The 25,137-nt window shown below is 60.1% G+C and carries 24 protein-coding genes and 1 tRNA gene; 15 read left to right on the top strand and 10 right to left on the bottom strand.

Annotation, left to right across the window (positions count from 1 at the left end):
- Nucleotides 1-103: 103 nt before the first annotated feature.
- The 3 genes from yidC to rpmH all read right to left on the bottom strand — a co-directional run bounded on the left by yidC (nt 104) and on the right by rpmH (nt 2,567).
- On the bottom strand, nt 104-1,972 hold the full coding sequence (yidC, locus tag AB7813_RS23415) for a membrane protein insertase YidC (RefSeq protein ID WP_441228505.1): 1,869 nt from the start codon (nt 1,970-1,972) through the stop codon (nt 104-106).
- A 73-nt stretch (nt 1,973-2,045) separates the two neighbouring features.
- Nucleotides 2,046-2,408 (bottom strand): ribonuclease P protein component, encoded by a 363-nt coding sequence (gene rnpA / locus AB7813_RS23420; protein WP_089262790.1) that lies wholly within the window; start codon nt 2,406-2,408, stop codon nt 2,046-2,048.
- Nucleotides 2,409-2,432: 24 nt separating this feature from the next.
- The gene (rpmH, locus tag AB7813_RS23425) at nt 2,433-2,567 is read right to left on the bottom strand and encodes a 50S ribosomal protein L34 (protein WP_011471298.1); all 135 of its coding nucleotides are present in this window, start codon (nt 2,565-2,567) and stop codon (nt 2,433-2,435) included.
- Between the two features lie 447 nt (nt 2,568-3,014).
- Between rpmH and AB7813_RS23430 the strand changes: the two genes are divergently transcribed.
- On the top strand, nt 3,015-4,442 hold the full coding sequence (locus tag AB7813_RS23430; protein WP_441228991.1) for an ATP-binding protein: 1,428 nt from the start codon (nt 3,015-3,017) through the stop codon (nt 4,440-4,442).
- Nucleotides 4,443-4,601: 159 nt separating this feature from the next.
- Nucleotides 4,602-4,678, top strand: a tRNA-Arg gene (locus AB7813_RS23435).
- 57 nt (nt 4,679-4,735) lie between these two features.
- Here the strand turns inward: AB7813_RS23435 and AB7813_RS23440 are convergent.
- The 3 genes from AB7813_RS23440 to AB7813_RS23450 form a co-directional block, all read right to left on the bottom strand.
- Nucleotides 4,736-5,056 (bottom strand): hypothetical protein, encoded by a 321-nt coding sequence (locus tag AB7813_RS23440; protein WP_441228506.1) that lies wholly within the window; start codon nt 5,054-5,056, stop codon nt 4,736-4,738.
- Between the two features lie 76 nt (nt 5,057-5,132).
- Entirely contained in the window at nt 5,133-9,959 is a 4,827-nt protein-coding gene (locus AB7813_RS23445) for an NAD-glutamate dehydrogenase (protein ID WP_441228507.1), read from the bottom strand.
- 435 nt (nt 9,960-10,394) lie between these two features.
- The gene (locus tag AB7813_RS23450) at nt 10,395-11,183 is read right to left on the bottom strand and encodes an IclR family transcriptional regulator (protein WP_441228508.1); all 789 of its coding nucleotides are present in this window, start codon (nt 11,181-11,183) and stop codon (nt 10,395-10,397) included.
- Nucleotides 11,184-11,318: 135 nt separating this feature from the next.
- Between AB7813_RS23450 and AB7813_RS23455 the strand changes: the two genes are divergently transcribed.
- From AB7813_RS23455 to AB7813_RS23480, 6 genes are all read left to right on the top strand, one after another.
- Nucleotides 11,319-12,284: a Bug family tripartite tricarboxylate transporter substrate binding protein gene (locus AB7813_RS23455; RefSeq protein WP_441228509.1), complete on the top strand. Its 966-nt coding sequence runs from the start codon at nt 11,319-11,321 to the stop codon at nt 12,282-12,284.
- 3 nt (nt 12,285-12,287) lie between these two features.
- Nucleotides 12,288-12,896 carry a flavin reductase family protein gene (locus AB7813_RS23460; protein ID WP_441228510.1) on the top strand — a complete coding sequence of 203 codons (609 nt, stop codon included), beginning with the start codon at nt 12,288-12,290 and terminating at the stop codon, nt 12,894-12,896.
- Nucleotides 12,897-12,986: 90 nt separating this feature from the next.
- On the top strand, nt 12,987-13,847 hold the full coding sequence (locus AB7813_RS23465) for a fumarylacetoacetate hydrolase family protein (RefSeq protein WP_441228511.1): 861 nt from the start codon (nt 12,987-12,989) through the stop codon (nt 13,845-13,847).
- On the top strand, nt 13,844-14,653 hold the full coding sequence (gene hpaH / locus AB7813_RS23470) for a 2-oxo-hept-4-ene-1,7-dioate hydratase (RefSeq protein WP_441228992.1): 810 nt from the start codon (nt 13,844-13,846) through the stop codon (nt 14,651-14,653). The genes AB7813_RS23465 and hpaH overlap by 4 nt, the downstream gene beginning before the upstream one ends.
- Before the next feature lie 22 nt (nt 14,654-14,675).
- The gene (locus tag AB7813_RS23475) at nt 14,676-15,068 is read left to right on the top strand and encodes a RidA family protein (RefSeq protein ID WP_115031419.1); all 393 of its coding nucleotides are present in this window, start codon (nt 14,676-14,678) and stop codon (nt 15,066-15,068) included.
- Nucleotides 15,069-15,079: 11 nt separating this feature from the next.
- Complete coding sequence (locus AB7813_RS23480; RefSeq protein WP_441228512.1) at nt 15,080-15,952, top strand: amidohydrolase family protein; 873 nt, start codon at nt 15,080-15,082, stop codon at nt 15,950-15,952.
- A 152-nt stretch (nt 15,953-16,104) separates the two neighbouring features.
- Here the strand turns inward: AB7813_RS23480 and AB7813_RS23485 are convergent, their stop codons facing one another.
- Together AB7813_RS23485 and AB7813_RS23490 are read right to left on the bottom strand one after the other, a co-directional pair.
- Complete coding sequence (locus AB7813_RS23485; protein WP_320446564.1) at nt 16,105-17,016, bottom strand: DUF2189 domain-containing protein; 912 nt, start codon at nt 17,014-17,016, stop codon at nt 16,105-16,107.
- A 160-nt stretch (nt 17,017-17,176) separates the two neighbouring features.
- Nucleotides 17,177-17,362: a hypothetical protein gene (locus AB7813_RS23490; RefSeq protein WP_439057040.1), complete on the bottom strand. Its 186-nt coding sequence runs from the start codon at nt 17,360-17,362 to the stop codon at nt 17,177-17,179.
- A 255-nt stretch (nt 17,363-17,617) separates the two neighbouring features.
- Between AB7813_RS23490 and coxB the strand changes: the two genes are divergently transcribed.
- The 7 genes from coxB (at nt 17,618) to AB7813_RS23525 (ending at nt 22,792) form a co-directional block, all read left to right on the top strand.
- Nucleotides 17,618-18,451 (top strand): cytochrome c oxidase subunit II, encoded by an 834-nt coding sequence (coxB, locus tag AB7813_RS23495; protein ID WP_089262772.1) that lies wholly within the window; start codon nt 17,618-17,620, stop codon nt 18,449-18,451.
- A gap of 80 nt (nt 18,452-18,531) precedes the next feature.
- Entirely contained in the window at nt 18,532-20,307 is a 1,776-nt protein-coding gene (locus tag AB7813_RS23500; RefSeq protein ID WP_089262770.1) for a cbb3-type cytochrome c oxidase subunit I, read from the top strand.
- Entirely contained in the window at nt 20,304-21,008 is a 705-nt protein-coding gene (locus AB7813_RS23505; protein WP_184513208.1) for a cytochrome c oxidase subunit 3, read from the top strand. The genes AB7813_RS23500 and AB7813_RS23505 overlap by 4 nt, the downstream gene beginning before the upstream one ends.
- Nucleotides 21,009-21,024: 16 nt before the next feature.
- Nucleotides 21,025-21,747, top strand: coding sequence for a heme-copper oxidase subunit III family protein (locus AB7813_RS23510; protein WP_093759781.1), 723 nt, complete (start codon nt 21,025-21,027; stop codon nt 21,745-21,747).
- 9 nt (nt 21,748-21,756) lie between these two features.
- Nucleotides 21,757-22,122, top strand: a complete 366-nt coding sequence (locus AB7813_RS23515; protein WP_441228513.1) for a cytochrome C oxidase subunit IV family protein — start codon at nt 21,757-21,759, stop codon at nt 22,120-22,122.
- 36 nt (nt 22,123-22,158) lie between these two features.
- Nucleotides 22,159-22,452 carry a GYD domain-containing protein gene (locus tag AB7813_RS23520; protein ID WP_089262762.1) on the top strand — a complete coding sequence of 98 codons (294 nt, stop codon included), beginning with the start codon at nt 22,159-22,161 and terminating at the stop codon, nt 22,450-22,452.
- A gap of 136 nt (nt 22,453-22,588) precedes the next feature.
- Nucleotides 22,589-22,792: a hypothetical protein gene (locus AB7813_RS23525; protein WP_089262760.1), complete on the top strand. Its 204-nt coding sequence runs from the start codon at nt 22,589-22,591 to the stop codon at nt 22,790-22,792.
- 98 nt (nt 22,793-22,890) lie between these two features.
- Here the strand turns inward: AB7813_RS23525 and AB7813_RS23530 are convergent, their stop codons facing one another.
- Together AB7813_RS23530 and AB7813_RS23535 are read right to left on the bottom strand one after the other, a co-directional pair.
- Nucleotides 22,891-23,655 carry a slipin family protein gene (locus AB7813_RS23530; protein ID WP_441228514.1) on the bottom strand — a complete coding sequence of 255 codons (765 nt, stop codon included), beginning with the start codon at nt 23,653-23,655 and terminating at the stop codon, nt 22,891-22,893.
- A complete protein-coding gene (locus tag AB7813_RS23535; protein WP_184513212.1) occupies nt 23,652-25,055 on the bottom strand; it encodes an NfeD family protein in 1,404 nt (467 codons plus the stop codon). The genes AB7813_RS23530 and AB7813_RS23535 overlap by 4 nt, the downstream gene beginning before the upstream one ends.
- Nucleotides 25,056-25,137 lie beyond the last annotated feature (82 nt).

A 25,137-nucleotide genomic window follows, 5' to 3' on the forward strand; every position in this document is an offset into this window, starting at 1 on the left:
TGGTGAGGAGGCGCGCAAGCGCCGTCTCGAACCATGAGCGCCTCCGCCCTCGTCCTTCGAGACGCGGCCAAGTGGCCGCTTCTCAGGATGAGGGCTCCAAGGATTACGTCTTCTTTTCAGCCGGCTTCTTCGCGAAGGTCGACTTCACGTTGTCGAACAGTTCGACCTTCACGCCGTTGCGATTCATGATGTAGGCCTGCTGCAGCACCGAGAGGGTGTTGTTCCATGCCCAGTAGATCACGAGGCCTGCTGGGAAGCCGGCCAGCATGAAGGTGAAGATCAGCGGCATCCAGTCGAAGATCATCTTCTGCGTCGGATCCGGCGGTGTCGGATTCAGCTTCATCTGGAACCACATCGTGATGCCCATGATGATCGGCCAGATGCCGAGCGCGAGGTAGTGACCGAACACCGGAATCGTCGTCGGATCGAAGGGGATCAGGCCGAACAGGTTGAAGAGATTGGTCGGATCATGCGCCGACAGATCCTTGATCCAGCCAAAGAACGGCGCGTGGCGCATTTCGATGGTGACGAACAGAACCTTGTAGAGCGAGAAGAACACCGGGATCTGCAACATGACGGGAAGACAACCGGCGATCGGGTTGATCTTCTCCTTCTTGTAGATCTCCATCATCTCCTGCTGCTGCTTCATCTTGTCGTCGGGGAAGCGCTCCTTGAGCGCCGCCAGCTGCGGCTGCACGGCCTTCATCTTCGCCATTGAAGCGTAGGACTTCGAGGCCAGCGGGAAGAAGATGATCTTCACCAGCACGGTGACGAGCAGAATGGCGATGCCGAAATTGCCGAACAGGTGGAAGAACCAGTCGAGCGCCAGGAACATCGGCTTGGTGATGAAGTAGAACCAGCCCCAGTCGATCAGAAGGTCGAAGTGGTTGAGGCCGAGCGCCTGATTGTAGCCGCCGAGGCCGACCGCCAGCGGGAAGTTGATGCCGACAGTGGCCGCTTCCTTGGCGCCGGCGAACAGGCGGGCATTGGCCGTGCCGGTGCCGCCGATGGCGATGGTCTGCGCGTCCTGCAGATAGTCGGTCTGGTAGGTCCGCTGGGTGCCGGTCAGGTTCGATGAGAAACGGGCCTGCAGTTGTGCATTGGTGTCGGGCAGCAGCGCCGAAGCCCAATATTTGTCGGTGATGCCGAGCCAGGCATTGGTGACCTTGAAATTCACCGCCTTGGCTTCGTCGATCTTCTTGTAACCGTATTCCTGCAGGCCCTGGTCGCCGAGATAGCCGACGAGGCCTTCATGCAGGATGTAATAGCCTTCGACATGCGGCGTGCCGTGGCGCGAGATCAGCGCGAAGGGATACAGCGTCACCGGCGCGTTGCCGATATTGCTGACGTCATCCTTGACCGAGAACAGGTAGCGGTCGTCGATCGAGATGGTGCGGGTGAAAGTCAGGCCGTCGCCGTTGTTGTACTTGAGCACGACAGGCGTGGTCGGCGTCAGGGCGTTGGAGCCTTGCTGCTGCCACTGGGTGTTCTGGTCGGGAATCTTGGTGTTCGCGCCGGCGGCGGCGACCCAGCCGAACTCGGCATAATAAGGCGCGGCAGTGCCGGAGGGGGAGAACAGCACGATCGCCGGCGACTTCGGATCCACGGTGTCGCGGAACTTGGTCAGCGAGATATCGTCGAGGCGCGCGCCCTTCAGCGCGATGCTGCCGGAGATACGCGGCGTGTCGATCTTGACGCGCTGCGACGCCGCAATGGCACTATCGCGGCTGACGATCGGAGCGTTGGCCGGCGCCACATTCGTGGGTGCGCCGCCTGCGGCGGTGGAATTCGCGGTCGGCGTCGTGCTGCCGGGCGTGGCGTTTGGCTGTGCGGTCGGGTTGGCGAGCTGGGTCTGCGTCGCGGTCTGTGCGCGCTGCTTCTCCATCTGCGGGATGTTGTAGAAATATTGCCAGCCGATCAGCACCAGGCCGGACAGAATGACGGCAATGATGGTGTTGCGATTGTCGGTCATCGTTCAGGTCTCGTCATTCAAATGCGGGTGCGGCTCTCGCTTCCGGCTGCGCGCTTGTCGCAGGCTGAAAGCGTCAGGTCACGCTGGTTTTAGAAGATTGCGTCTTAGAAGATTGCCGATCGAGGCGGTGCAGCGCCGAGCGGAGGTCGTCGAGCATCATCGTGAAATCGCGTTGGAGCGCGACACGACGGCCGACTAGCACATAATCGCTGTGGGGTCGCATGGATAAGACATCGACGCGCTTCACCAGTTCGCGAAGCCTGCGCCGGATACGGTTCCGCTCGGTGGCGGTTCCGTTTTTTTTGGTCACGGTAAAGCCGACCCTGATCGGGCCGTCGTCGTCACGTCGCCGGGTTTGCATCACAAAGGCAGGGCTGTTCACCCGCGGCCCATTGGCAGCGGCGAGAAAGTCCGCCCGCTGCCGTAACCGGTCCATGATGAACTCTCGGAAGAGATCCGATCAGGCGCTGAGGCGCTTGCGGCCACGTGCGCGGCGCGCAGCCAGAACCTTGCGGCCGCCAACGGTCGCCAAGCGAGCGCGGAAGCCGTGACGGCGCTTGCGCACCAATTTGCTGGGTTGATAAGTCCGCTTCACGGGTCGTTCTCCGCTGACCGGGCAATTCGCCGAGTAATTTGAGGTAAGTCCTAAGATGTTGGCTCAACGAGCCATTTCCGGCCCAAAGACGAGCCGCACCCGATCCAAAACCGGGTCATCGCGGACAGTTGGCGGGCTTATACGGGAGCGTCCTGTTTTCGTCAATGTTGCCCTGTAGCGGTGTTCTGATCCGCCAAATTCTTGGAACCATGGGATTAATCCCAATTTCCCGGTGTTTTCAGGTTGTTGGCGGTTGTGAAATTGCTCTATGGCTTAAGCGTGTTCGCTCAGCGGACAAATTTAAGAACTGGTCGCAAACATCATCGTAACAAATCGTCGTTGGACCCGTATCTCTCGATAGTTCAGCGTCAGACCGTGAGATCAGAGGCCAATATTGTGTCTTCGGCCGGCGAAAAGCCCATCGAGCCCGCGTTCAGGCTCGGCCCCATGCGACGGCTGGGGCTGTCGGGCAAGCTGTTGCTGCTCACCATTCCGCTGGTGCTGATTGCCGAAATTCTCATTTATGTGCCCTCGATCGCCAATTTCCGGATCAACCGGCTGAATGACAGGCTTGCGGCGGCCAATACGGCGGCGCTGGTGCTGGACGCTGCGCCGCTCGGGATGGTCCCGGAATCGCTGTCGCGGCAGATCCTGAGCAGCATCGGCGCACGTGCGGTGGCTATCAAGATGGGCCAGCAGCGCCGCCTGCTCGCCAGTGCGGATCTGCCGGCGCAGATCGATCATGACATCGACATGCGGTCGATGACGGTGTGGTCGGCGATTGTCGATGCGTTCGAGGTCATGCTGGAAACTGGCGATCAGACGATGCGCATCATCGGGCCGGCGCCCGGCGGGGCGCAATTCATTGAAGTAGTGGTCGATGAATTGCCGCTGCGGCAGGCGATGTATCGTTTCTCCAGCAATCTCTTGTGGGTGTCGCTCGGACTGGCGATTCTCTCTGCCGGGCTGGTCTATCTGGCGCTGCATTATCTGTTCGTGCGGCCGATGCGGAATTTGACGGCCAATCTCGTCGCTTTCCATGAAAACCCCGAGAGCTCGGCGCGGATCATCGTGCCGAGCCAGCGCGCCGACGAAATCGGCGTGGCGGAGCGCGAATTGTCCGACATGCAGCGCGATCTCGTTTCGATGCTGCATCAGAAGAGTCGTCTCGCTGCGCTCGGCCTCGCGGTCTCGAAGATTAATCATGACCTGCGCAACCTGCTTGCGTCGTCACAATTGCTGTCGGATCAGCTCGCCAGCGTGCCCGATCCGCGCGTGCAGCGCTTCGCGCCGAAGCTGATGCGCTCGCTGGAGCGCGCCATCGCCTTCTGCCAGTCGACACTCTCCTATGGCCGCGCGCAGGAAGCTGCCCCCGATCGCAAGATGATTCTCGTTGAGCCGGTGGTCAACGAAGTCCGCGAATCGGCTGGGCTTGCGACCGACGTGTCGATCGGCTGGGTCAACGCCATCGAGCGCGGGCTGATGATTGATGCCGATCCCGACCAGTTATTTCGCATTTTGCTCAATCTGGTCCGCAATGCGGCCCAGGCGCTGGAGGGGCAGCCGCAGAGCGACGTCGCCCCGCAGCAGATCCGCATCACCGGCCGCCGCGAAGGCGCTGTCGCCATTCTCGAAGTGTCCGACACCGGCCCCGGCGTCCCGCAGCGGGCGCGCGACCACCTGTTTGAAGCATTTCAGGGCTCGTCTCGCCCCGGCGGTAGCGGGCTGGGCCTCGCGATCGCGGCTGAACTGGTCCGCGCCCATGACGGCGATATTCACCTTGTGGAAGGCACTTTGGGCGCCACCTTCCGGATCAGCCTTCCGGACCGGCCGGTGGAACTGCACAGCATCCGCAACGAACGCGCGCGGGCTTGAGCCGTTTTTTCCGGCTATGTCACGGTAGTGAAATAAGCGGCTCAGGGCGCTTGCCAAGCCGGGCTCGACCCGGTAGCTATGGCCCGCTTTCGCAAACATCGTTTCCGAAACGCATCCGGTGTTGGCGGCTCTGACTTTTGGCCCCACACATCGCGGCACGCGCCCGTAGCTCAGCTGGATAGAGCACGTGACTACGAATCACGGGGTCAGAGGTTCGAATCCTTTCGGGCGCGCCATTTCTGCTTCATTGTTGATGCGCCAATCATCGTCGCCATTGCTGCGCTTCTCGTAGCTTACGGGATCCTTGCCACAACGTCGGGCCGGTTTTTCTCGAGCCAAGCTACGGCCTCAGGTCCATCGACGACGCACTCGAAGGTTTCCCAGGTGGGGTCCTCCAGGGATTCCGGTTGCAGTCGCTTCGCTGCATACTCAACGAGGTCGTGCAAGCGTTCGTATCCTCGTCGGCTCTCGAGGGAATCTGCAATCGCTGTGCTGGCCCATCCGCGTTCGGCCAAATCGATAATGCTCGGAGCGTTAGCCTCGCTGAACCAGGGTGTGGCATCGAACTCGATGCAGCGGACATTATCAGCGGTATGGCAAGTGGCGTGGATCATTGGGTTCCTCCGTTCGCTGGCTAACAACCTGCGCTAGCATTGCTCTTTAGAGTTTCACATCGCTGCCTCGCACGCCTCAGCCTTTGACCAAGTCGCCCAGCAGGTTTGCCGCCACCATCAGCTTGGCGAGCGTCAAGCCGCCAGCAGCAATCTCCTCGACTGCGCGGCGGATGCGCGTCGCCTCGGGATGAGCTGCAAGCCAGGTCTCCGCAGCCTGCTGGCCGGATTGGCCGGTTGCCAGCATATCCGCAGCGAGGCCTCTTTCGGCCGACGCGATCAGGTCGACGGCGCGGTCGATGGCGAGGCGTTCGAAACGATCGCTGGCGGGCACGCTGCGCGCGGCAGCGATGATGCGGTCGAGACGGAAATTGGCCTCGGCGGCAAAGAACGTCGCAGTGGCATCGCCGATGCTGCGGCCGGTGCGCTCGGCGACCGTCACGATGTCCGGCGCCGAGACCAGGGTGTCGAGATCGGCCAGTTCGCCGGCGAGGCCGGACGGGACGCCGGCATCGGTCAGCTCCTGCCGGCGCTTGCCACGCGCGGCCTGCAAGTCCGGTGGCAGGGTGTTGTCGAGAGAGGCGCTGATCTCGCGGATACCCGGGCCGAAACGTGCGATCACCGCCTCGAGGCCATCCTTGAAATCAATATTGCGCACGTACCAGACCATGCGGGAAAGCAGAAGGTCCTGGACCGCCTCATAGAGGGACAATTGCAACTGCCCTTCGATGCAGGCGTCGAGCGTATCGATCGCATCATTTAGCCACTTGAGCCCGTAGGATTCATCCACCGCCACATAGGCCATGACGATGGTGGGGATATCGGCATCGGTTTCGTCGATCAGGCGCACGATACACGCCGGGCCGCCGCGGTTGATGACCGTATTGACGAGGCTGGTCGCGATGATTTCGCGTCGGAGGCGATGGCACTCTACCGCTGTCGGGAACCTGTCCTGAACCTGGCCCGGAAAATACCCGGAGAGCTCGTGGGCGAGATAAGGATCGTCCGGCACGCTGGTGCCGAGCAGGTCGTCGTAGAGCGTCAGTTTGGCGTAGGCGAGCAACACGGCAAGTTCAGGCCGTGTCAGGGACTGCCCGCGCCGCGTGCGCTCGGTGATCGCGGCGTCGTCGGGCAGGAATTCGACTGCGCGGCTGAGCAGGCCGCGCTGCTCGAGCGACTGCATCAGGCGAGTGAGGAAGCCGGTCGCGGCCACGCCCTTGCGTTCGGCGAGCGAGAGCGCGAGCGTCTGCAGATAGTTGTTGCGCAGGACCAGCGCACCAACGTCGTCGGTCATCGCGGCAAGCAGGGTGTTACGGTCAGCCGGGCTGAGGCGTCCCTCGCGCTCGGGGCGGGCCAATGCGATCTTGATATTGACCTCGACGTCGGACGTATTCACACCGGCCGAATTGTCGATCGCGTCGGTGTTGAGCTTGACGCCCGTCTGCGCCGCTTCGATGCGGCCGCGCTGAGTGACGCCGAGATTGGCGCCTTCGCCGATCACCCTGGCGCGAACGTCGGTCCCGGTGATGCGGATCGGATCATTGGCGCGGTCGCCGGCCTGATCGTCGCTCTCCACCGACGCCCGGATATAGGTGCCGATGCCGCCAAACCACAGTAGGTCTGCGCGCGTCTTCAGGATCGCCGTCATCACCTCGAAGGGCGTCGCCTGCGGCTTGTCGAGATCGAGCAAGGTGCGCACTTCCGGTGCGAGCGGAATCCCCTTGAGGGAGCGCGAGAACACGCCGCCGCCTTGCGAGATCAGCGATTTGTTGTAGTCCTGCCAGCTCGATCGCGGCATGTCGAACATGCGCTTGCGTTCGGCGTAGCTGATCGCCGGATCGGGAGAGGGATCGATGAAGATGTCGCGGTGATCGAACGCCGCAACCAATTTCGTCGCGGGCGAGAGCAGCATGCCATTGCCGAAGACGTCGCCGGACATGTCGCCGACGCCAACTACAGTGAAAGGCATGGTCTGAATGTCGGTGCCGAGCTCGCGGAAGTGGCGTTTGACCGCCTCCCAGGCGCCTCGCGCCGTAATCCCCATCTTCTTGTGGTCGTAGCCCTGGCTGCCGCCGGAGGCGAAGGCATCGCCGAGCCAATGGTTCTTCTCGGCCGAAATCGCGTTGGCGATGTCGGAGAAGGTGGCGGTGCCCTTGTCGGCGGCGACGACCAGATAAGGATCGTCGCCATCATGCCGCAAGGTCGAGTCGGGCGGGAGGAGGTCGTCGCCGTCGAGATTGTCGGTGAGTTCGAGCAGCGAGCGAACGAAGATGCGATAGGCTTCGGTGCCTTCCGCGAGCCACGCGTCGCGGCTGGAGGGCGGCGGCAGGCGCTTGGGCACGAAGCCGCCTTTGGCGCCGACCGGCACGATCACGGCGTTCTTGACCTGCTGGGCTTTGACCAGGCCAAGGATCTCGGTGCGGAAATCCTGCGGCCGATCGGACCACCGCAGTCCGCCGCGCGCAACCTTGCCGAAGCGCAGGTGAATGCCTTCGACGCGGGGGGAATAGACGAAAATCTCGTAGAGCGGTCGTGGAGCCGGCAGGTCCTCGATTCCGCGCGCGTCGAACTTGAAGGAGATCACCGGACGCGGATGTCCATCCTCGCCGACCTGCCACAAATTGGTGCGGATGGTGGACTGCACCAGATTGGTGAAACGGCGGAGGATGCGGTCTTCGTCGAGCGATGCGACGGATTTGAGCTGCTCCTCGATATCGGCAAGGAGGGCAGTCTCCCGGGCCGAGCGCTCGGAATCAGTAAGGGTGAGGCGTGGATCGAGGCGGGCCTGGAACAGCGCGACGAGGTTGGCGGTGATCGCTGCGTTCTTGCGCAGAGTCTCCCACATATAATCCTGGCTGAACGGCGCGCGGATCTGGTGCAAATAGCGGGACAGCGCCCGGATGGTCGAGACTTCGCGCCAGCCCAGGGCCGTACGCAGGATCAGCCCGTTATATCCGTCGGATTCGGCTCGATCACCGACCACCGCCATGATCGAGGCTTCGAGCCGATGGCTGAATTCCCGGTTGATCTCGATCGGCTGGCCGTCGCTGGTCTCGATCGTCATGTCGTGCAGCCACACCGGCTCAGGCCTGGCACCGGGCACGATCTGATAGGTACGTTCATCGACCACGCGGAGACCGTGATTTTCGATCACCGGCACGCGATAGGACAGCGATAGCGGCGCGGCATCCGAGAACACCTTCAGGCCGAAGCGTTTGGGATCGTCCTCGCCCTCGAAGCGATGAACCGAAATCGTCACCGGGCGGGTTGGCGTGAGCCTTTCGATGGTGGCGATATCGGCTATTGCCTGTTCCGCCGTGGAAGCCTCGGTATAGCCGCCGGTAAAGGCCTGGGCATAGCGATTGGCGAGCATGCGCGCCCGCATGCCATCGGTAGACGCAGTCAGCGCGGCCTTCAGCTTGTCGGCCCAGGTCGCGGCAATGGCGCTGATTCCGGCTTCCAGCGTGGCGCGCTCGACGGCAGGAGTCTTACCTTCATAGCGTCCGACGATGTAGTGAACGCGCGTCAATGCTCCTTCGGGGAAAGACACGTAGGAGGCGGCCTGCATCCCTTTGTAGATCTGCGACAGGAAGGCGCCGACGCGCATGCGCACATCAGTGTCGTATTTGTCGCGCGGAATGAAGACGAGGATGGAGACGAAGCGATCGAACTTGTCGACCCGAGCGAGCGCCCGGACGCGGGGGCGCTCATAGAGGATCAGGATCTCCATGACGAAATTGAAGAGGGTGTCGACGTCGACCTGGAATAGTTCGTCTCGCGGATATTCTTCGAGGATATGCATCAGCGCCTTGCCCGAATGGCTGTTCGGATCGAAGCCGGCGCGCTGGAGCACCCGCGATACCTTGTGGCGAACATAGGGGATCTGTCGTGCCGAGCGCGTATAGGCGCCTGAGGTGAACAGGCCGACGACTCGCAATTCACCCTCGAGCCGGCCGGCGGGCGCATAGAGCTTGATGCCGATATAATCCATCCGGATGCGGCGATGAACGCGACTGCTCACATTGGCCTTGATGACGATGAGTAGGGTCGGCTCGCGCATGAACTCGCGAATTTCCGACGTCATCACCACCATTTCGTTGCCGCGGCGCAGGACCTTTACATCGGGGTCGCGGAGGATGCCGAGGCCCTCAGCGGTCGTGATGTCGTCCGACGCATCGCTGTCGGGCGAGAAGCGATATTCGCGCACGCCGAGAAAGGTGAAATTGTCCGCGCACAGCCATTGCAGGAACTGGTTGGCCTCGGCGACCTCGTCGATCGGCAGCGGCGGTGGATTGGAAGAGAAAGTCTTGATCGCGTTCTCGACGCGGTCGCGCATGACGCGCCAGTCCGCGACGCTGGCGCGCACGTCGCTTAACGTCCTGGTGAGGCCGTCAATCAGCCTCTCGCGGTCAGCGTCGGCGTCGAGGCGGGTGATGTGGAGGTGAATCAGGCTCTCGCGCGCGCCCTTTGCCCCTTCCGGCAGTGCTTCACCGTGGAAGTGCAGGAGCTTGCCTTGGTCATCGCGCTCCACCGCGATGATGGGGTGAGCGACGAGGGTGACTTCGATGCCCTGCTCGGCGAGCTCCGCCATGATGGAATCGAACAGGAAAGGCATATCGTCGTTGAGAATTTCGAGCACGGACATTTCGCGTCCGTCCGGCATCATCGGATTGACGACGCGGATATCGGCACGACCCGCCGTGCGTCGCTGTACATGCTCCCAGGCTTGCTCCGCCAGGAAGGCAAGCGAGGAGGCATCGTAACTGGCGAGGTCCTCGGCATTGGTGTAGCCGAACATAAGCTCGGCAAAGGTTCGGGGAGTCTTGCCCGGCTGCACGCTTCCCGCCGCGTCGCGGATCAGAGTTGCCCGGGCCTTGTCGTCACGCCACGCCATAGCGTCCTCCACGTCCCAGCCAACTCACCGCAATTACGGTCGGCCGTTGTTTTTGGAGTGCATCTCTTCGTGCGCCATCGTTTCCCGACCGCGTTTCAATCGCACAGGTGAAATCTTCGGTCGTGCGGTCTTGACTATGTTAGCACCCCGGAGCGGCCGTGGCGCGCGGAGTTGTGAGGTGTGTCTTGAGGCCGGAATCGATGCGACGAGCCTCGCGCCATGAGGTATCTTATAAAATCACAAGCAATTTCAACAATATATGAGTTCGTGGTTGTGTTCCGAATGGCGCGCCATTTTGCGCGGGCAATGGGAGGGGGCGCAGTTTTATCCCGAATGGACCGCCAGACTTTTCCGTTCAGATTAGAACAGCTCGCCGTCGATTGGCTGCTCAATCGCTGCATATGTCGCAAGCGAACCTTTGCCTTGGATTGGGCGACGCGTGCTTGCTTATCGGATTTTCTGCTCGACCTCGTAAGCTGCCTTCAAAAGCGTTTCGACAACTTCCTGCTCGCGTCGCGGGCCGAGCCGTGTTCGGACGGCCGATATGGTGAGGGCCGCCGCCGGATCGCCATCGGCTGTCTTGATCCAGGTCGAAATCGATTTCGTGCCCTGGACCAATCCGATTTCGCGCACGCCATAGCCCCTGCGCCGGGCGTCGGCGATCTCTGACAACACAGTCTGCCGATCGGTCCGATATCCCGCAAATCGAGGCTCATTCGTCATAGCGATCCGGCGTGATTCTTGAGCCGGTAACGCGGCCAGGATGGCAACGCCTGCGCTGCTGACGCCCAGCGGCCGCCGCGCACCCACGGCGATCGAGAGTACCTGAATCGGATATGAGCCAATTCTTCTATCCACGCATAAAGTGTCGTTGCCGGTGCGCACCGTTAGAAACAGTGTATCACCGACCTGTTGCGACGTTTCGCGCAAAATGTCGTCCGCCGCTGCGAGCAATGGCGAGCGCGATGGGCGAGCGAGTGCCAATTCAGGGACCTGCGTGCCGATTGCATAGCGACCCGAGCGCTCGTGGCGCTCGACGAGGCCCTCCTCCATCAGGACATGGAGGATCCGGTGTACGGTAGGGCGCGATAGGCGCGTCGCTTGGACGACTTCTTTCAACGGCAATCCGCTCTCACCGCCCGCTGCAAGCACGCGAAGGAGGAAGAGCGCGCGCCGGATCGCCTGCGCGCCTTGTCGCGGCTCCGGATCGAGTGTTGTCGGCAATCCATTGTCCATAATGTGGACAATAACCGCACATTGGCATCGACAAGTAAAGCGGGTGAACCAATGGTCCGCCGTAAGAGCGCTGGTCCCAATCGGCGTCGAACATACGGTTAGCGGCGTGAAAGCCGCATCTGGCGGGAGGAAATGATGAGGTCGCTATGGATCGCTGCAGCCATTGTTGCGACGCTGGTTAATGGCGCGGCGACGGCTCAGGAATGGCCCACGCGCATTGTCAAACTGATCGTGCCCTATCCGGCCGGCGGCAATGTCGATAGCGCGGCGCGCATCGTCGCGGATCGGCTGCAAGAGAAATTGGGCCAGCCCTTCGTGATCGAAAACAAGTCGGGCGCTGGCGGCATGATCGCCGGGGAAGCGCTGGCGAAAGCGCCGAATGATGGCTACACGCTCATGGTCGGCGCCAATGGTCCGGTTCTCTTCGCTCCCGAAATCAACAAGCGCGACGCCTACAACTGGAAGCGCGACTTCCTGCCGATCTCGAGCATCTCGATGACGCCGCTGGTGCTCGAGGTTCATCCTTCCGTGAAGGCTACGTCGTTCGCCGAATTGCTCGAACTCGCGAAGCGCGATCCGGGCAAGCTGACGATGGCCTCTCCGGGGCCGGGCACCACCAATCACCTGCTCAGCGAACTCATGCAGTCCAAGCTCGAGATTCGTTGGGTGACGGCGCATTATCGCGGCAACGCGCCTGCGACCAATGACCTGCTCGGCGGCCAGGTTCAGTTCGCATTCGATCAACTGTCGGTCAGCCTTCAATATATCAAGAGTGGAATGTTGCGCGCCTTGGCGGTCACGAGCCCACATCGACTGAAGACGCTTCCGGACGTGCCCACTTTCGCTGAGCTCGGCTATCCGGATTTCGACGGCCAGACCTTCACGGGGCTGTTTGCCCCGGCGGGCACCCCCGCTCCCATCGCCGATAAATTGAACAAAGTGCTGGTTGAGATACTCAAAGAGCCAGGCGTGATCGACAAGTTCGAAAAGCTTGGCGCCGAAGCGCTCCCGATGACGCCGGGTGAGTTCAGAGCCTATCTCGATCGCGAGGACGCCAAGTGGATTCCGGTCGTGCGCAAGGCCAACGTAAAGGCGGATTGACGAATGAAGATCGATCCCGCTGAACTTGGTGCCGAAAAGGCTTATCGTCTGCTCACCGGCATCGTCGTCCCGCGACCGATCGCATGGGTGACCAGCCTGTCGCAGGCAGGTACCGTCAACCTTGCGCCGTTCAGTGCCTTCACCTTCGTCTCGCCCAAGCCGCCGATGCTGGCAATTAGCGTCGGCCGCAAATCAGGCGTCTACAAAGACACGGCGCGCAACATCCTGGATCGCGAAGAATACGTCATTCACATCGCGGATTCGCCGTTGATGTCGGCGGTTCACGAAAGCTCCGCGGAACATCCGCCGGAGGTGAGTGAGGTCGAAGTCCTCGGTCTCGAGATGACTCCCAGCGACCATATCGGGGTGCCGCGGCTGACGGCGGCGCCTATTGCGATGGAATGCCGATTTCGGCAATGCCTCGAATTCGGCGATACCCGCAGCCGGTTGATCGTCGGCGAAGTGGTCGCATTTCACATCAAGGATGATCTGCTCGCCAACGGCAAGATTGAAACCGAGAGCCTCGATCCGATCGCCCGTATTGCCGGTCCGCGTTACGCGCGGCTAGGCGAGATCTTCACGTTGAAGTCCGTATTCCAGACATCGAAGTAATTGAAACAACGCCGCGGGCGCAACTCGAGCAACCGTTCCAATGCGGTGATCCCGCGGCAATCGATTCAGTGAATTGTTCAAGAGGCTCTTATGAAACTATGCAGCTATTCGACCGGCGGAAGCAGCCACTACGGCGTGGTGACCGATGACGGCGTTATCGATCTCAGTGCATTGCTTGGATCGGAGTTTCCCGATCTGCGCAGCTTGATCGCCGGCAACGGGCTGGCGAAGGCGAAACAGGTGAGCGCCGGCCGCAAGCCCGATCATCGACTGTCGGATCTGGTCTTGCTGCCGCCGATCCCGGCGCCGGAGAAGCTGTGGTGCATCGGGGTCAACTACAAGGACCGCAATGCTGAATACAAAGACAGCTCGGATTTGCCGAAATATCCGAGCCTGTTCGTCCGCAACCCGTCGTCGGTGGTCGGCTCCGATCAGCCGATCGAAAAGCCGAAGATCTCCGAGCAGCTCGACTACGAAGGCGAACTCGTGATCGTCATCGGCAAGGAAGGTCGTCACATTACGCGAGAGAATGCGTGGTCGCACATCTTCGGCATGACTCTCTGCAACGAAGGCTCGGTGCGGGATTGGTTGCACCACGGCAAGTTCAACGTCACCCAGGGCAAGAATTTCGATCGGTCCGGCAGCGTCGGGCCGTGGATCGTCACGGTGGACGAATGCGATCCGCAAGGGACGCACGATATCGTCACGCGAGTGAACGGGGAGGAGCGTCAGAACGACTCGACAGAGCGGCTGATGTTCACCTTCGACTATCTGATTTCTTATCTGTCGACTTTTGCCACCTTGAAGCCCGGCGACATGATCGCGACCGGAACGCCGACCGGCGCCGGCGCCCGCTTCACGCCGCCGCGTTGGCTCAAGCCAGGCGATGTCGTCGAGGTTGAGTCTAGGCAGATCGGCATTCTTCGCAACGTCGTCGCAGAGGAGAAATAACGGTGCTTGATCAGACGGTCATCGATACGCTGGCGCGTCGCCTCGACGAGGCGGAGCGGACCAAGACGCTCATCACCATGTTCACCGCTGACTATCCCGATCTCACCATCGAGGATGCCTATGCGATCCAGCGGACCTGGACGGCGCTGCAGCTCGAACGCGGGCGGGTGATCAAAGGCCACAAGATCGGCCTGACCTCGAAGGCGATGCAGAATGCGGTCAGCATCTCCGAGCCGGATTATGGCGTGCTGTTCGCCGACATGTTCTATCAGGATGCCGGCACCATCCCTTATGAGCGGTTCTTCGCGCCGCGCGTGGAGGTCGAACTGGCCTTCGTGCTCAAGACCGATCTGCGCGGGCCGGATTGTACGATCTTCGACGTGCTGAACGCGACCGCCTACGTCACACCGGCGCTCGAAATCCTGGAAACGCGGATGCATCGGGTGCATCCGCAAAGCAAGAAGCCCCGCACGGTGGTGGACACGATCTCCGACAACGCAGCGAATGCCGCGATTGTGGTCGGCGGTCGTCCATTCCGTCCGCTGGATGTCGATTTGCGCTGGGTCAGCGCGCTGCTGTTCCGGAATGGCCAGATCGAGGAGACCGGGGTCGCCGCCGGCGTGCTGAACCATCCGGCAAACGGCATCGCGTGGCTCGCCAATCGCCTCGCGCCGCACGACGAATATCTCGCTGCAGGCGAGGTGGTGCTCGCCGGATCCTTCACGCGCCCGATCGAGGTCAGCCGCGGCGATACGATACATGCCGATTACGGGCCGTATGGCTCGGTGTCGTGCCAATTCGTCTGACCGTTATCCGGAGACTGCAGCCATGACGTCTTCCAAGCGCCGCCGCAGCGTTCATATCGGCGAGTTCAAGCACGCAAATCCGATTCCCAATGCCTGCCGCATCAACAATCTGCTGATGTCCGGCGTCATCCTCGGCCGCGATCCCAAGACAAGCGAGATGCCGCCCGATCTAGAAAGCCAGTGCGCCAACATGTTCGCGCATATGAAGGCGATCGTGGAAGCCGGGGGCGGCAGCACCGATGACATCATCAAGATGACGGTCTGGCTCAAGGATCGCAGCAATCGTGGGCCGGTCAATGTCGAGTGGCTCAAGATGTTTCCGGACGAACATTCGCGCCCGGCCCGTCATGCGCTCTCCATGGAGATGGAGGGCGGCGCCCTGGTGCAATGCGATTTCACTGCGGTGATCGATTAAAGGAGCGACAGATGCCCGACTATCTTCCATTTGATCCAAACCCGCGCACGCCATCCCGCAAGCCGCCGCCGAAGAGCATCGACAGTCAGTTCCATGTGCTTGGTCCCGTGGAACGCTATCCCGTCCGGCCCGGCGCGGCCTATCAGATGGCGACGGCGACTTGGGAGGCTGCGCTTCGGGTACACAAGGCGCTTGGTATCGAGCGTGGCATCATCGTGCAGACGACGACATATGGTGCCGATCATTCGGTGGTTCTGGACGGGCTGGCGGCGATGGGGCCGAACTACAAGGCCTGCGCGAATGCGCTGGTTTTCGCCGAACGCGACGATGCATATCTCGCCAAGCTGAATGACGCCGGCGTCGGCGGGGCGCGGTTCAGCTTCCGCAAGGAGCTCGGCGCCGTGCTTTCGGACAGCGACTACGAGCGCGCCATCGCACGTATTTCCGAACTCGGCTGGTACGCTAAATTCCAGCCGGAGAAGGACGGCATCGTCGCCAATCTCGACAAGATCGCGTCTCTCAAGGTACCGGTCCTCATCGATCACATGGGCCGCCCGGATCCAACCCTCGGCAAGAACGATCCGAATTTGCGTGCGGTTCTCGATCTGCTGTCTAAGGGCAATTTCTGGGTGATGCTTTCGCTCGGCGAAAAGACGTCCAAAAAAGGCCCGCCGTGGGACGACGTCGTTCCTATCGCGCAAGCCTATCTCGAAGCCGCGCCCGATCGCTGCGTCTGGGCAAGCGACTGGCCGCACCCCGTATCGGTCGTCCAGCCGCCGAACGACGCCGACCTGCTTGAATTGCTCTATCGCTACGCGCCGGACGATGCCTTGCTGGAAAAGATACTGGTCACAAATCCGGCAAAGCTGTTTGGGTTCTCTTAATAGATAGTGGGCGGACACCCTGCCGGGAGCGGAGTCCGCTTCCGGCGGATATCCGAGATCGCCCCTCATCCGAGCTGGGTTTCATCCGCGCGGGCGCGGGTGGTTCGACTGATTGCGAAGCCTGAACGCGCGTCCCGGTCGTTTGTTTCGATCTACGGCTTATCACGGCCCCACGGGAAGAGAGAGACCGGAAAATCGGCCGCATAGCGCCGCCCTTTCGGCGGACGGGGAGGGTCCTGCCGAGGATTCGGGTCTGGTTCCAGCACCTTGCGATAAAGATGCCAGGTGGCATGACCGAGTAGCGGCAGAACAACGGCGAGACCTACGAATAACGGCAGCGAACCGACCACCAGCAGCGCGGCAACAATCAGACCCCATGCGGCCATCGTCACAGGATTTTTCATCACGACCCGCAGCGAGGTCTGAACTGCGTCTGTCACGCTCGCATGTCGGTCGAGCATCAGCGGAAACGCCACGACGCTAACGCACAGGGCCATGATAGCGAACAATAGTCCGACGCCGCAGCCCTGGACGATCAGTTGGTGCCCCTCTGTGGTTGTGAAGATGCGCGATGCGAAATCAGGAATGCTGGCCGCAGGGGCATTGCCGAACTTGGAAACGTAAATCGCATTCGCAGTGGTCACCCAGACCACGAACAGAATGAGCAGGAGCGTGCCGAGGCCAAGCATGGCTCCAAAGGACGGCGAGCGCAGCACGCCGAGTGCATGCCACGCCGACGCCTCTTCGCCGCGTTCGCGGCGGCGGCTGAGTTCATAGAGACCGAGGGCTGCAAAAGGACCGATCAACGCAAAGCCCGCGGCTAGCGGGAAAAGCAGTGGTAACACCGAATAGCCCAAGGTCATTCTGGCCAGCACAAGCCCGAGAACAGGATAGATGACGCACAGAATAATGGCGTGACTCGGAACCGCCTTGAAGTCCTCCCAGCCCAGCCGCAACGCATCATGCAGATCGGACAACCCGATCTTGCGAATGACGGGCGCGGCAACGCTATCGGAAGCGCCAGGTGCTGTCTGCGAGATCTTGTCAGAATACGGAGTAGCCATGGTCACGATCTCCCATGCGTTCGCACCGGCGAGATCGGGTCATTTTCAAATGACGAGCATTCGCCTTCGTGCGCAGAAATCGCGACTGGTTCTGGAAGACGGCCAAGTTCAACGAAGAGAGCTTTGCCGAGCAAAACCTGTCGCAACCTGTGCAGCAAGTTTAGCGCAATCCGGAAAGAATAGCACGCACTGTTCGGTGAATTCTTCCTTTGTAAGGTTTACGTTTCACCGCCTGGCTGATGGCAATTGACGCATCACTTTGTCTGTCGTGCGGATGCACGGCGTCGTGCATTGCAGTGCGATATAGGAATCCGTTGTGCGTGCCATTGCTCAGCGGTTCGATCATGGTGCTATCGTCTGTCGCGAGGAATAAGCCGGTCTATTGACAATCAAGCCTGCCGGGGAACATCCTGTAGTGGCAAGTGCCCGTAGTTCGATGACACCAGCGATCGCAACTTTTCGAATTCGATGTTGCGACCGGTTAGAGGGCAAGGCGGCCAGCATTGTGATGGCGAGTTCGAAATCAGCCATCGATGCAGACGTGAACTGCGCCCTTTTCTAAGTCTTGTCCGCAGCCTCTAGAGGCAAGGATGAACAAGGGATGGCTGTAGCATTCATACTGCTTTTGGTCGCAGTCGCTTCGGTGCTGTTTCACCTCCTTAGCCCATGGTGGTGGACGCCGATCGCATCGAACTGGAGTTACATCGACGACACGATCACCATGACGTTCTGGATCACCGGAGCGGTCTTCTTCGCGATCGTCGCATTCATCGCCTATTGCATCTTCCGTTTTCATCACAAGGAAGGAAGACAAGCGGCCTATGAGCCCGAAAACAAGAGGCTCGAATGGTGGCTCACCATAGGGACCGCGATCGGTGTCGGAGCGATGTTGGCGCCCGGTTTGGTTGTCTGGCATCAGTTTGTGACGGTGCCGTCCGATGCAACAGAGATCGAGGTCATGGGCCAGCAATGGCGCTGGAGCTACCGGCTGCCAGGAAAAGACGGCCGGCTCGGGACGGTCGATGCCCGCAACGTCAGTGCCGAGAATCCACTGGGCTTGAATCCGAACGATCCCAATGGTCAGGACGACGTCGTGGTTGAGAACGACGATTTGCATCTCCCGATCGGGAAGCCGGTCAAGGTGTTGCTCCGTTCAATCGACGTTCTGCACGATTTCTACGTGCCTGAGTTCCGGGCGAAGATGGATATGGTGCCGGGCTCGGTCACATACTTCTGGTTCACTCCCACGCGCACAGGAACATTCGAGGTTCTTTGCGCGGAATTGTGCGGCATCGCGCATGCGCAAATGCGGAGCAACGTCATCGTCCAGGAAGAGAGCGAATATCATGCATGGCTGGAGAAGCAGCAGACATTCGCAGCGTTATCCGGCCACCGACCCATCACGAAGGCCACTTACAAGACCCGCGGAAAATAGCAGGACCGGCGCAGCGGCGTTGCACGTTGTAACACTTACGATGAGCGACGATCAGAGGATAAATCCGGGAGGACATTTTAATGGTTGATGTCCCGTCTGACGTACTCGCAGGAATTCCGCCGGCCGAAGTGGGTGAGGTCGATCTCTATCACCCAAGAAGTTGGTGGACGCGATATGTCTTCTCGCAAGATGCCAAGATCATTGCGGTCCAGTATGCGATTACAGCAATGGCCATCGGTATGGTCGCGCTGGTGCTGTCGTGGCTGATGCGGCTGCAGCTCGGATTCCCCGGAACGTTTTCGTTTATCGATCCGAGCCAGTATCTTCAGTTCATCACCATGCATGGCATGATCATGGTGATCTACCTTCTCACGGCGCTGTTTCTCGGAGGCTTCGGAAATTATCTCATCCCGCTGATGGTCGGTGCTCGCGACATGGTGTTCCCCTATGCGAACATGCTGAGCTACTGGATCTATCTGCTTGCCGTGCTGGTGCTGGTTGCGACCTTCTTTGTACCGGGTGGGCCGACCGGCGCTGGCTGGACGCTGTATCCGCCGCAGGCCATTCTTTCCGGAAGCCCTGGACAGGAAGCAGGCATCATCATGATGCTGGTGTCGCTGATCCTGTTCATTATCGGCTTCACCATGGGCGGCTTGAATTACGTCGTGACGGTGCTGCAGGGGCGCACGCGCGGAATGACGCTGATGCGGCTGCCTTTGACGGTGTGGGGCATTTTTACAGCGACCGTGATGGCGTTGCTCGCATTTCCAGCCTTGTTCGTCGCCTCGGTGATGATGCTGTTCGATCGGCTTCTTGGCACCAGCTTCTTCATGCCAACGCTCGTGGAGATGGGTCAGCTGGGGAAGTACGGCGGTGGCAGTCCGCTGCTGTTCCAGCACCTGTTCTGGTTTTTCGGCCACCCCGAAGTCTATATCGTTGCGTTACCTGCTTTTGGCATTGTCTCTGACCTCATCAGTACTCATGCGCGAAAGAATATTTTCGGTTATCGCATGATGGTGTGGGCGATTGTTGGAATCGGAGCGATGAGCTTCGTGGTGTGGGCGCACCACATGTATGTCAGTGGTATGAATCCGAAGTTCGGATTTTTCTTCGCAACAACGACCCTCATCATCGCGATCCCCACGGCGATCAAGGTATACAACTGGATCCTGACCCTGTGGCGCGGCGACATTCACCTCACCGTTCCGATGCTGTTCGCGCTCGCATTCATTATCACGTTCGTCAATGGCGGCCTGACTGGCCTGTTCCTCGGCAACGTCGTCGTGGACGTTCCGTTGTCCGATACCATGTTCGTGGTCGCCCATTTTCACATGGTCATGGGGGTTGCGCCGATCATGGTCGTGTTTGGTGCGATCTATCACTGGTATCCGAAAGTGACGGGACGGATGCTGAACGAGACGCTGGGGCGCTTCCATTTCTGGGTCACGTTCCTTGGAGCTTACGCGATCTTCTTCCCCATGCATTATCTCGGGCTGCTGGGTGTGCCGCGCCGCTATCACGACATCGGCGGGACAGCATTCGTCCCGGCGTCGGCCCATGACCTGAATGCATTCATGAGTATCGCTGCGCTCATCGTCGGCTTTGCCCAGCTCGTATTTGTATTCAACATGATCCGGAGCCTGTCCAAGGGCGAGGACGCCGGCGGCAATCCGTGGAACGCGACCACGCTCGAGTGGCAAACGCCGCAGACGCCGCCGGCACATGGCAACTGGGGTAAGGAACTCCCGGTCGTCTATCGCTGGGCCTATGATTATAGCGTGCCCGGCGCAGCACGGGATTTCATCCCCCAGAATGAACCGCCGGCCAGCTTGACGCCGAAGGGAGCGCATCCATGACGGCCATCGTCCTGTTCATGGCTGGAATAGCGGCCATTGCGGGATGGTGGCTCTCGCAGCAACGGCTTGCGGCCAAGCCCTGGCTGGAGGAGGGGGCGGTCGGCGATTTTCCCGGCGGAAGTTCGATGTCGTTGCCGGCGGCGAAAATAGGTTTGGGTGTGTTTCTCGCGGTCGTCGGGTCGTTATTTGCGCTCTTCGTCAGCGCTTACTCCATGCGCATGCAACTGATCGACTGGCGGTCGCTGCCCGTGCCCGGGTTGCTGTGGTTCAATACCGGTGTTCTGATCGTGAGCAGTGGCGCACTGCAATGGGCGCAGGTTTCCGCACATCGCGACGACAGCGAAAATGTGCTGACCGGCCTGCTTGCAAGCGGCGTTTCCGCCGTTGTTTTCCTGATAGGTCAGTTGCTGGTGTGGCAGCAGCTCAACACCGGGGGCTACTTTCTGGCGGCCAATCCTGCCAACGCCTTCTTCTATCTGATCACCGCAGTCCATGGGCTGCACTTGCTCGGCGGTCTCGTCGCTCTGGGCAGAACCATCGTCAAGGCATGGCGTGGTGTTGCAATCCCGCGCCTGCGTTTGAGTGTGGAACTGTGCACGATGTATTGGCATTTCCTGCTTTTGGTCTGGTTGATCCTGCTCGCTCTGCTGACAGGCTGGGCGGATGACTTCGTCACCATCTGTCGCCAGTTGCTGACATAGGGAAGGCATCGATGCGATGACAGAGACTGTGCTGACAAACATCGAAAAGCGCCGAACGACGACCGCAGGCTGGCAAGGTATTGTCGCCGACTGGTCCTCGGATCAACGGGCATTCAAGAATGTATCCTGGGGAAAGGCCATGATGTGGATCTTTCTCCTCAGCGATACCTTTATCTTCGGTTGCTTCCTGCTGTCGTACATGACGGCGCGCATGTCCACGACGGTGCCCTGGCCAAACCCGAGTGAAGTCTTCGCTCTGACGATTGCAGGACAACACATCCCGCTCATTCTGATTGCCATCATGACCTTCGTGCTGATCAGCAGTAGCGGGACCATGGCTATGGCCGTCAATTTCGGCTACCGCCACGACCGCCGCAAAACGGCGATTCTGATGCTGGTGACCGCCGCGTTCGGTGCGACATTTGTCGGAATGCAGGCTTTCGAATGGACCAAGCTGATCATGGAGGGGGTGAGGCCCTGGGAAAATCCGTGGGGGGCAGAGCAATTCGGCTCATGCTTTTTCATGATTACAGGATTCCACGGCACGCACGTAACGATTGGCGTGATTTTCCTGATCATCATTGCGCGAAAGGTTTGGCGCGGAGATTTCGAGACTGAACGTCGGGGATTTTTTACAAGTAGGAAGGGGAACTACGAGATCGTCGAAATCACTGGCCTGTATTGGCATTTCGTCGATTTGGTATGGGTGTTTATCTTTGCCTTTTTCTATCTTTGGTGAGGGAAAAACATGGCTGAAGTCACGCTACATGCAACACCTCATGCAGCTCCCGCAGCACATGCCGAGGGACACCAGCACCCGATCAAGCTTTATCTCGTGGTCTGGGGATGGCTGTTTGTCTTGAGTACATGCTCTTACCTCGTCGACTACTTCAACCTGCAGGGATATCTGAGGTGGTCTCTCATCGTGCTGTTCATGATGTTGAAGGCGGGCTTGATTGTTGCGGTCTTCATGCACATGGCGTGGGAGCGTCTGGCTTTGGCCTATGCCATCCTGCTCCCGCCGTTGGTGTTGTTGGTTTTTGTTGGGATCATGGTGTTTGAATCGGACTACACGTTGTTGAGTCGGGTCATTTTCTTCAAGACTGGGGCGTGAAGATGAGCGGGGGTCTCGTGCGTAAGGAGGACTTCCATGACCACATATATCATGCTTGCAAACTGGACTGATCAAGGTGTTCAGCATGTCAAGGACTCGCCGCGTCGTCTCGACTTGGCGAAGAAAGCTCTCAAGGATATGGACGGCGAGTTCAAATCGTTTTTTCTGACCATGGGCGACTATGACATCGTCGCGGTTTACGAAGCGCCGGACGATGCCGTCGCCGCGCGATTCAACTTGCAGCTGGGTATGCTGGGAAACATTCGAACGCATACATTGAAAGCGTTTCCCGAAACGGCCTACCGGGAGATCATCAAGTCGCTGGACTGATTGCGGATCGGAAACGCGTCCGCGAGGTGCTACGCGCCGGTCAAATGATATGTCGACAGGAACGACGGCCGAGATGGCGCCCGCTGGCAGAAAGTAGGCGAGGACACAATTGCAGTGAAGACGAGGTGATGCGCAGATGCAATTTACCGTTGGATTCAAGCTGAAGGGCAAGGCGGGCCATGTCGTCGTGGACGCCGAGGACGCGCTTGTCGCCGCTCTGAAAGTCAAGGCGGAGCTCCCGGAAGCGATGACAATGTACGTGCGTCCACAAAACCGGCGCGGCGACGCACGACACCCGTCACATGTGCCTGTCGACGAGCGCGCCGAGGATACTCATTGATGGTAAACTGGGGTGATGAGCAAGCCAGCGCAAGCCATGGTTCGTTCGGGCCATGACAGACTCAAGCTGAAGCTGGCGCAGAAGCACAAGAAATAAACTCACGGTACTCTGCCCGGCCGCAGCGTCATATGGCTGAGCAGATCCATCGGCAACGGAAAGACCACAGTCGATGACCGCTCGCCTGCAATGTCGTGCAACGCCGCAAAATAGCGCAGCTGCATCGCTTGCGGCTCCTGAGCAAGGATCCGGCCGGCCTCGACAAGCTTCTCAGCGGCTTGCTGCTCGCCTATCGCATTGATCACTTTCGCCCGCCGCAGCCGCTCCGCTTCGGCCTGCTTGGCGATGGCACGCACCATGTTCTCATTGAGGTCGATATCCTTGATCTCAATGTTGGTGACCTTGATGCCCCACGCGTCAGTTTGCTGATCGAGGATCTCCTGAATGTCGGCGTTGAGTTTGTCGCGCTCTGCGAGCATTTCATCCAGCTCATGCTTGCCGAGCACCGAGCGCAGCGTGGTCTGTGCCAACTGGCTGGTCGCGGCCATGAAATTTCCGACCTTGATGATCGCACGTTCCGGGTCGACGATGCGGAAATAGAGAACGGCGTTCACCTTGACGGAAACGTTATCGCGGGAAATGACGTCCTGCGGCGGCACATCCTGCACCATCACCCTGAGATCGGCTTTCACCATCTGCTGAACGAACGGAATCAGGATAATAAGGCCCGGACCTTTCACGCCGGTGAAGCGTCCGAGCGTGAAGACGATGCCGCGCTCGTATTCCCGGAGGATGCGAATGGCGGAGGAGAGAAAGGCGATCACGATGATCGCGAGCAGCGAGTAGGCTATGTAATCGAGCATCATCGCACACCTCCTTCGCCGGCGCTGAGTGCCGGCCGGCGACGCACCATCAGCGTCAGATCCGTGATGCTGGCGATCTCGACCGTCTCTCCGGGCTTGAATGTTTCCATGCCGCGGGCTCGCCAGCGCTCACCCTGCGTGAAGACGTGACCTTCGATGTCATTCCAGTCGAGAACTTCGGCGGGCAGGCCGCGCATGGCCTGTGCGCCGATTCGTGCCGGAGCTTTGCGGGCGCGCCGGAGCGAGCCGAGCACAATGAGCAGCAGTCCGATGAACATTGCCGTCACGATGCTGACGAGCGTCCATGACAGCCGGTATCCGGGCGCGTCGATCCTGAACAACATCAACCCACCAAGGACCAGGGCAATGGCTCCGCCGAGGCCAAGAACCACGGTCGGGTTGAAGGCCTCGATAATCAGAAGCACGATCCCCAACATCATCAGCCCAAGGCCGGCATAGTTGATCGGCAGCAGGTTGAAGGCATAGAGGCCCAGCAGCAGACAGATCGTACCGACCACGCCGGGCGCGACGGCGCCAGGAGACATGAATTCAAAAATCAGACCGTAGATGCCAACCAGCAGAAGAATGAAGGCGACGTTGGGGTTGGTGATCACAGACAGAAATTGCGCGATCCATCCGGAGTCGATCGTCTCGATCGTCGCATCCTTTGTCGCCAGATGCCGTCTGTCGCCACCGGGAAGCTCCACGACGCGACCATCGACCTGCCTGAGCAGTTCGACCGGGTCGCGCGCAATGAGATCGATGACATTCGCTTGCAACGCAGCACTGGCGGAAAGACTGGCTGCCTCCCGGACAGCCTTCTCGGCCCAATCGGCGTTACGTCCTCGCAACTCGGCCAGGCTGCGGATAAAGGCGACGGCGTCGTTCGTCGCCTTCGCCATCGTCGCGTCCTTCGGCTCCGTTTGCTGGGCACTGTCTTTCTTGTCCTTGCCGTCTTTATCAGGGGTGATGCCCGGCAGGCCCGGCACCGGACTGCCGATTTGCACGGGCGTTGCCGCGCCGAGGTTGGTGCCCGGCGCCATTGCGGCGATATGCGTTGCATAGAGAATATAGGTGCCGGCGCTGGCAGCATGGGCTCCCGACGGGGCGACATAACCTATGACAGGAACGGGCGATGCCAGCACGTCGGCGATGGTCTCGCGCATGCTGGTGACGAGACCGCCCGGCGTATTCAGACGCAGAATAGCAGCTTCGGCACGCCGTTCGCTTGCCTTGGCGAGAGCGTCTTTCACGTAGCTGGCGGTTGCCGGTCCGATCGCTCCGTCGATTGCGATCGTCAGCACAAGTTTTCCGCTCCCCTCCGCCGAGACAGACGTGGTGGGGGAGATAGCCAGAGCGACAACCGCAATTGTCGCGGCAAGAGTAGCCCGTACGGTCTGCACAGCCTGGACTCCCTTATCAAGATGATGTGGGAGGTCCTGGCAGAATCTCAATACGACCGGGATTGGCGAGCCATCGCTCGTT

It is taken from the genome of Tardiphaga sp. 20_F10_N6_6, assembly GCF_052076045.1.
Classification (GTDB): domain Bacteria; phylum Pseudomonadota; class Alphaproteobacteria; order Rhizobiales; family Xanthobacteraceae; genus Tardiphaga; species Tardiphaga robiniae.

Excerpts from the sequence above, each read along its gene's own strand:
- yidC (WP_441228505.1), bottom strand. The coding sequence starts at position 1,972 with ATGACCGACAATCGCAACACCATCATTGCCGTCATTCTGTCCGGCCTG.
- rnpA (WP_089262790.1), bottom strand. The coding sequence starts at position 2,408 with ATGGACCGGTTACGGCAGCGGGCGGACTTTCTCGCCGCTGCCAATGGG.
- AB7813_RS23430 (WP_441228991.1), top strand. The coding sequence starts at position 3,015 with ATGCGACGGCTGGGGCTGTCGGGCAAGCTGTTGCTGCTCACCATTCCG.
- AB7813_RS23440 (WP_441228506.1), bottom strand. The coding sequence starts at position 5,056 with ATGATCCACGCCACTTGCCATACCGCTGATAATGTCCGCTGCATCGAG.
- AB7813_RS23450 (WP_441228508.1), bottom strand. The coding sequence starts at position 11,183 with ATGGACAATGGATTGCCGACAACACTCGATCCGGAGCCGCGACAAGGC.
- AB7813_RS23455 (WP_441228509.1), top strand. The coding sequence starts at position 11,319 with ATGAGGTCGCTATGGATCGCTGCAGCCATTGTTGCGACGCTGGTTAAT.
- AB7813_RS23460 (WP_441228510.1), top strand. The coding sequence starts at position 12,288 with ATGAAGATCGATCCCGCTGAACTTGGTGCCGAAAAGGCTTATCGTCTG.
- AB7813_RS23465 (WP_441228511.1), top strand. The coding sequence starts at position 12,987 with ATGAAACTATGCAGCTATTCGACCGGCGGAAGCAGCCACTACGGCGTG.
- AB7813_RS23475 (WP_115031419.1), top strand. The coding sequence starts at position 14,676 with ATGACGTCTTCCAAGCGCCGCCGCAGCGTTCATATCGGCGAGTTCAAG.
- AB7813_RS23480 (WP_441228512.1), top strand. The coding sequence starts at position 15,080 with ATGCCCGACTATCTTCCATTTGATCCAAACCCGCGCACGCCATCCCGC.
- AB7813_RS23485 (WP_320446564.1), bottom strand. The coding sequence starts at position 17,016 with ATGGCTACTCCGTATTCTGACAAGATCTCGCAGACAGCACCTGGCGCT.
- AB7813_RS23490 (WP_439057040.1), bottom strand. The coding sequence starts at position 17,362 with ATGATCGAACCGCTGAGCAATGGCACGCACAACGGATTCCTATATCGC.
- coxB (WP_089262772.1), top strand. The coding sequence starts at position 17,618 with ATGGCTGTAGCATTCATACTGCTTTTGGTCGCAGTCGCTTCGGTGCTG.
- AB7813_RS23500 (WP_089262770.1), top strand. The coding sequence starts at position 18,532 with ATGGTTGATGTCCCGTCTGACGTACTCGCAGGAATTCCGCCGGCCGAA.
- AB7813_RS23505 (WP_184513208.1), top strand. The coding sequence starts at position 20,304 with ATGACGGCCATCGTCCTGTTCATGGCTGGAATAGCGGCCATTGCGGGA.
- AB7813_RS23510 (WP_093759781.1), top strand. The coding sequence starts at position 21,025 with ATGACAGAGACTGTGCTGACAAACATCGAAAAGCGCCGAACGACGACC.
- AB7813_RS23515 (WP_441228513.1), top strand. The coding sequence starts at position 21,757 with ATGGCTGAAGTCACGCTACATGCAACACCTCATGCAGCTCCCGCAGCA.
- AB7813_RS23520 (WP_089262762.1), top strand. The coding sequence starts at position 22,159 with ATGACCACATATATCATGCTTGCAAACTGGACTGATCAAGGTGTTCAG.
- AB7813_RS23525 (WP_089262760.1), top strand. The coding sequence starts at position 22,589 with ATGCAATTTACCGTTGGATTCAAGCTGAAGGGCAAGGCGGGCCATGTC.
- AB7813_RS23530 (WP_441228514.1), bottom strand. The coding sequence starts at position 23,655 with ATGATGCTCGATTACATAGCCTACTCGCTGCTCGCGATCATCGTGATC.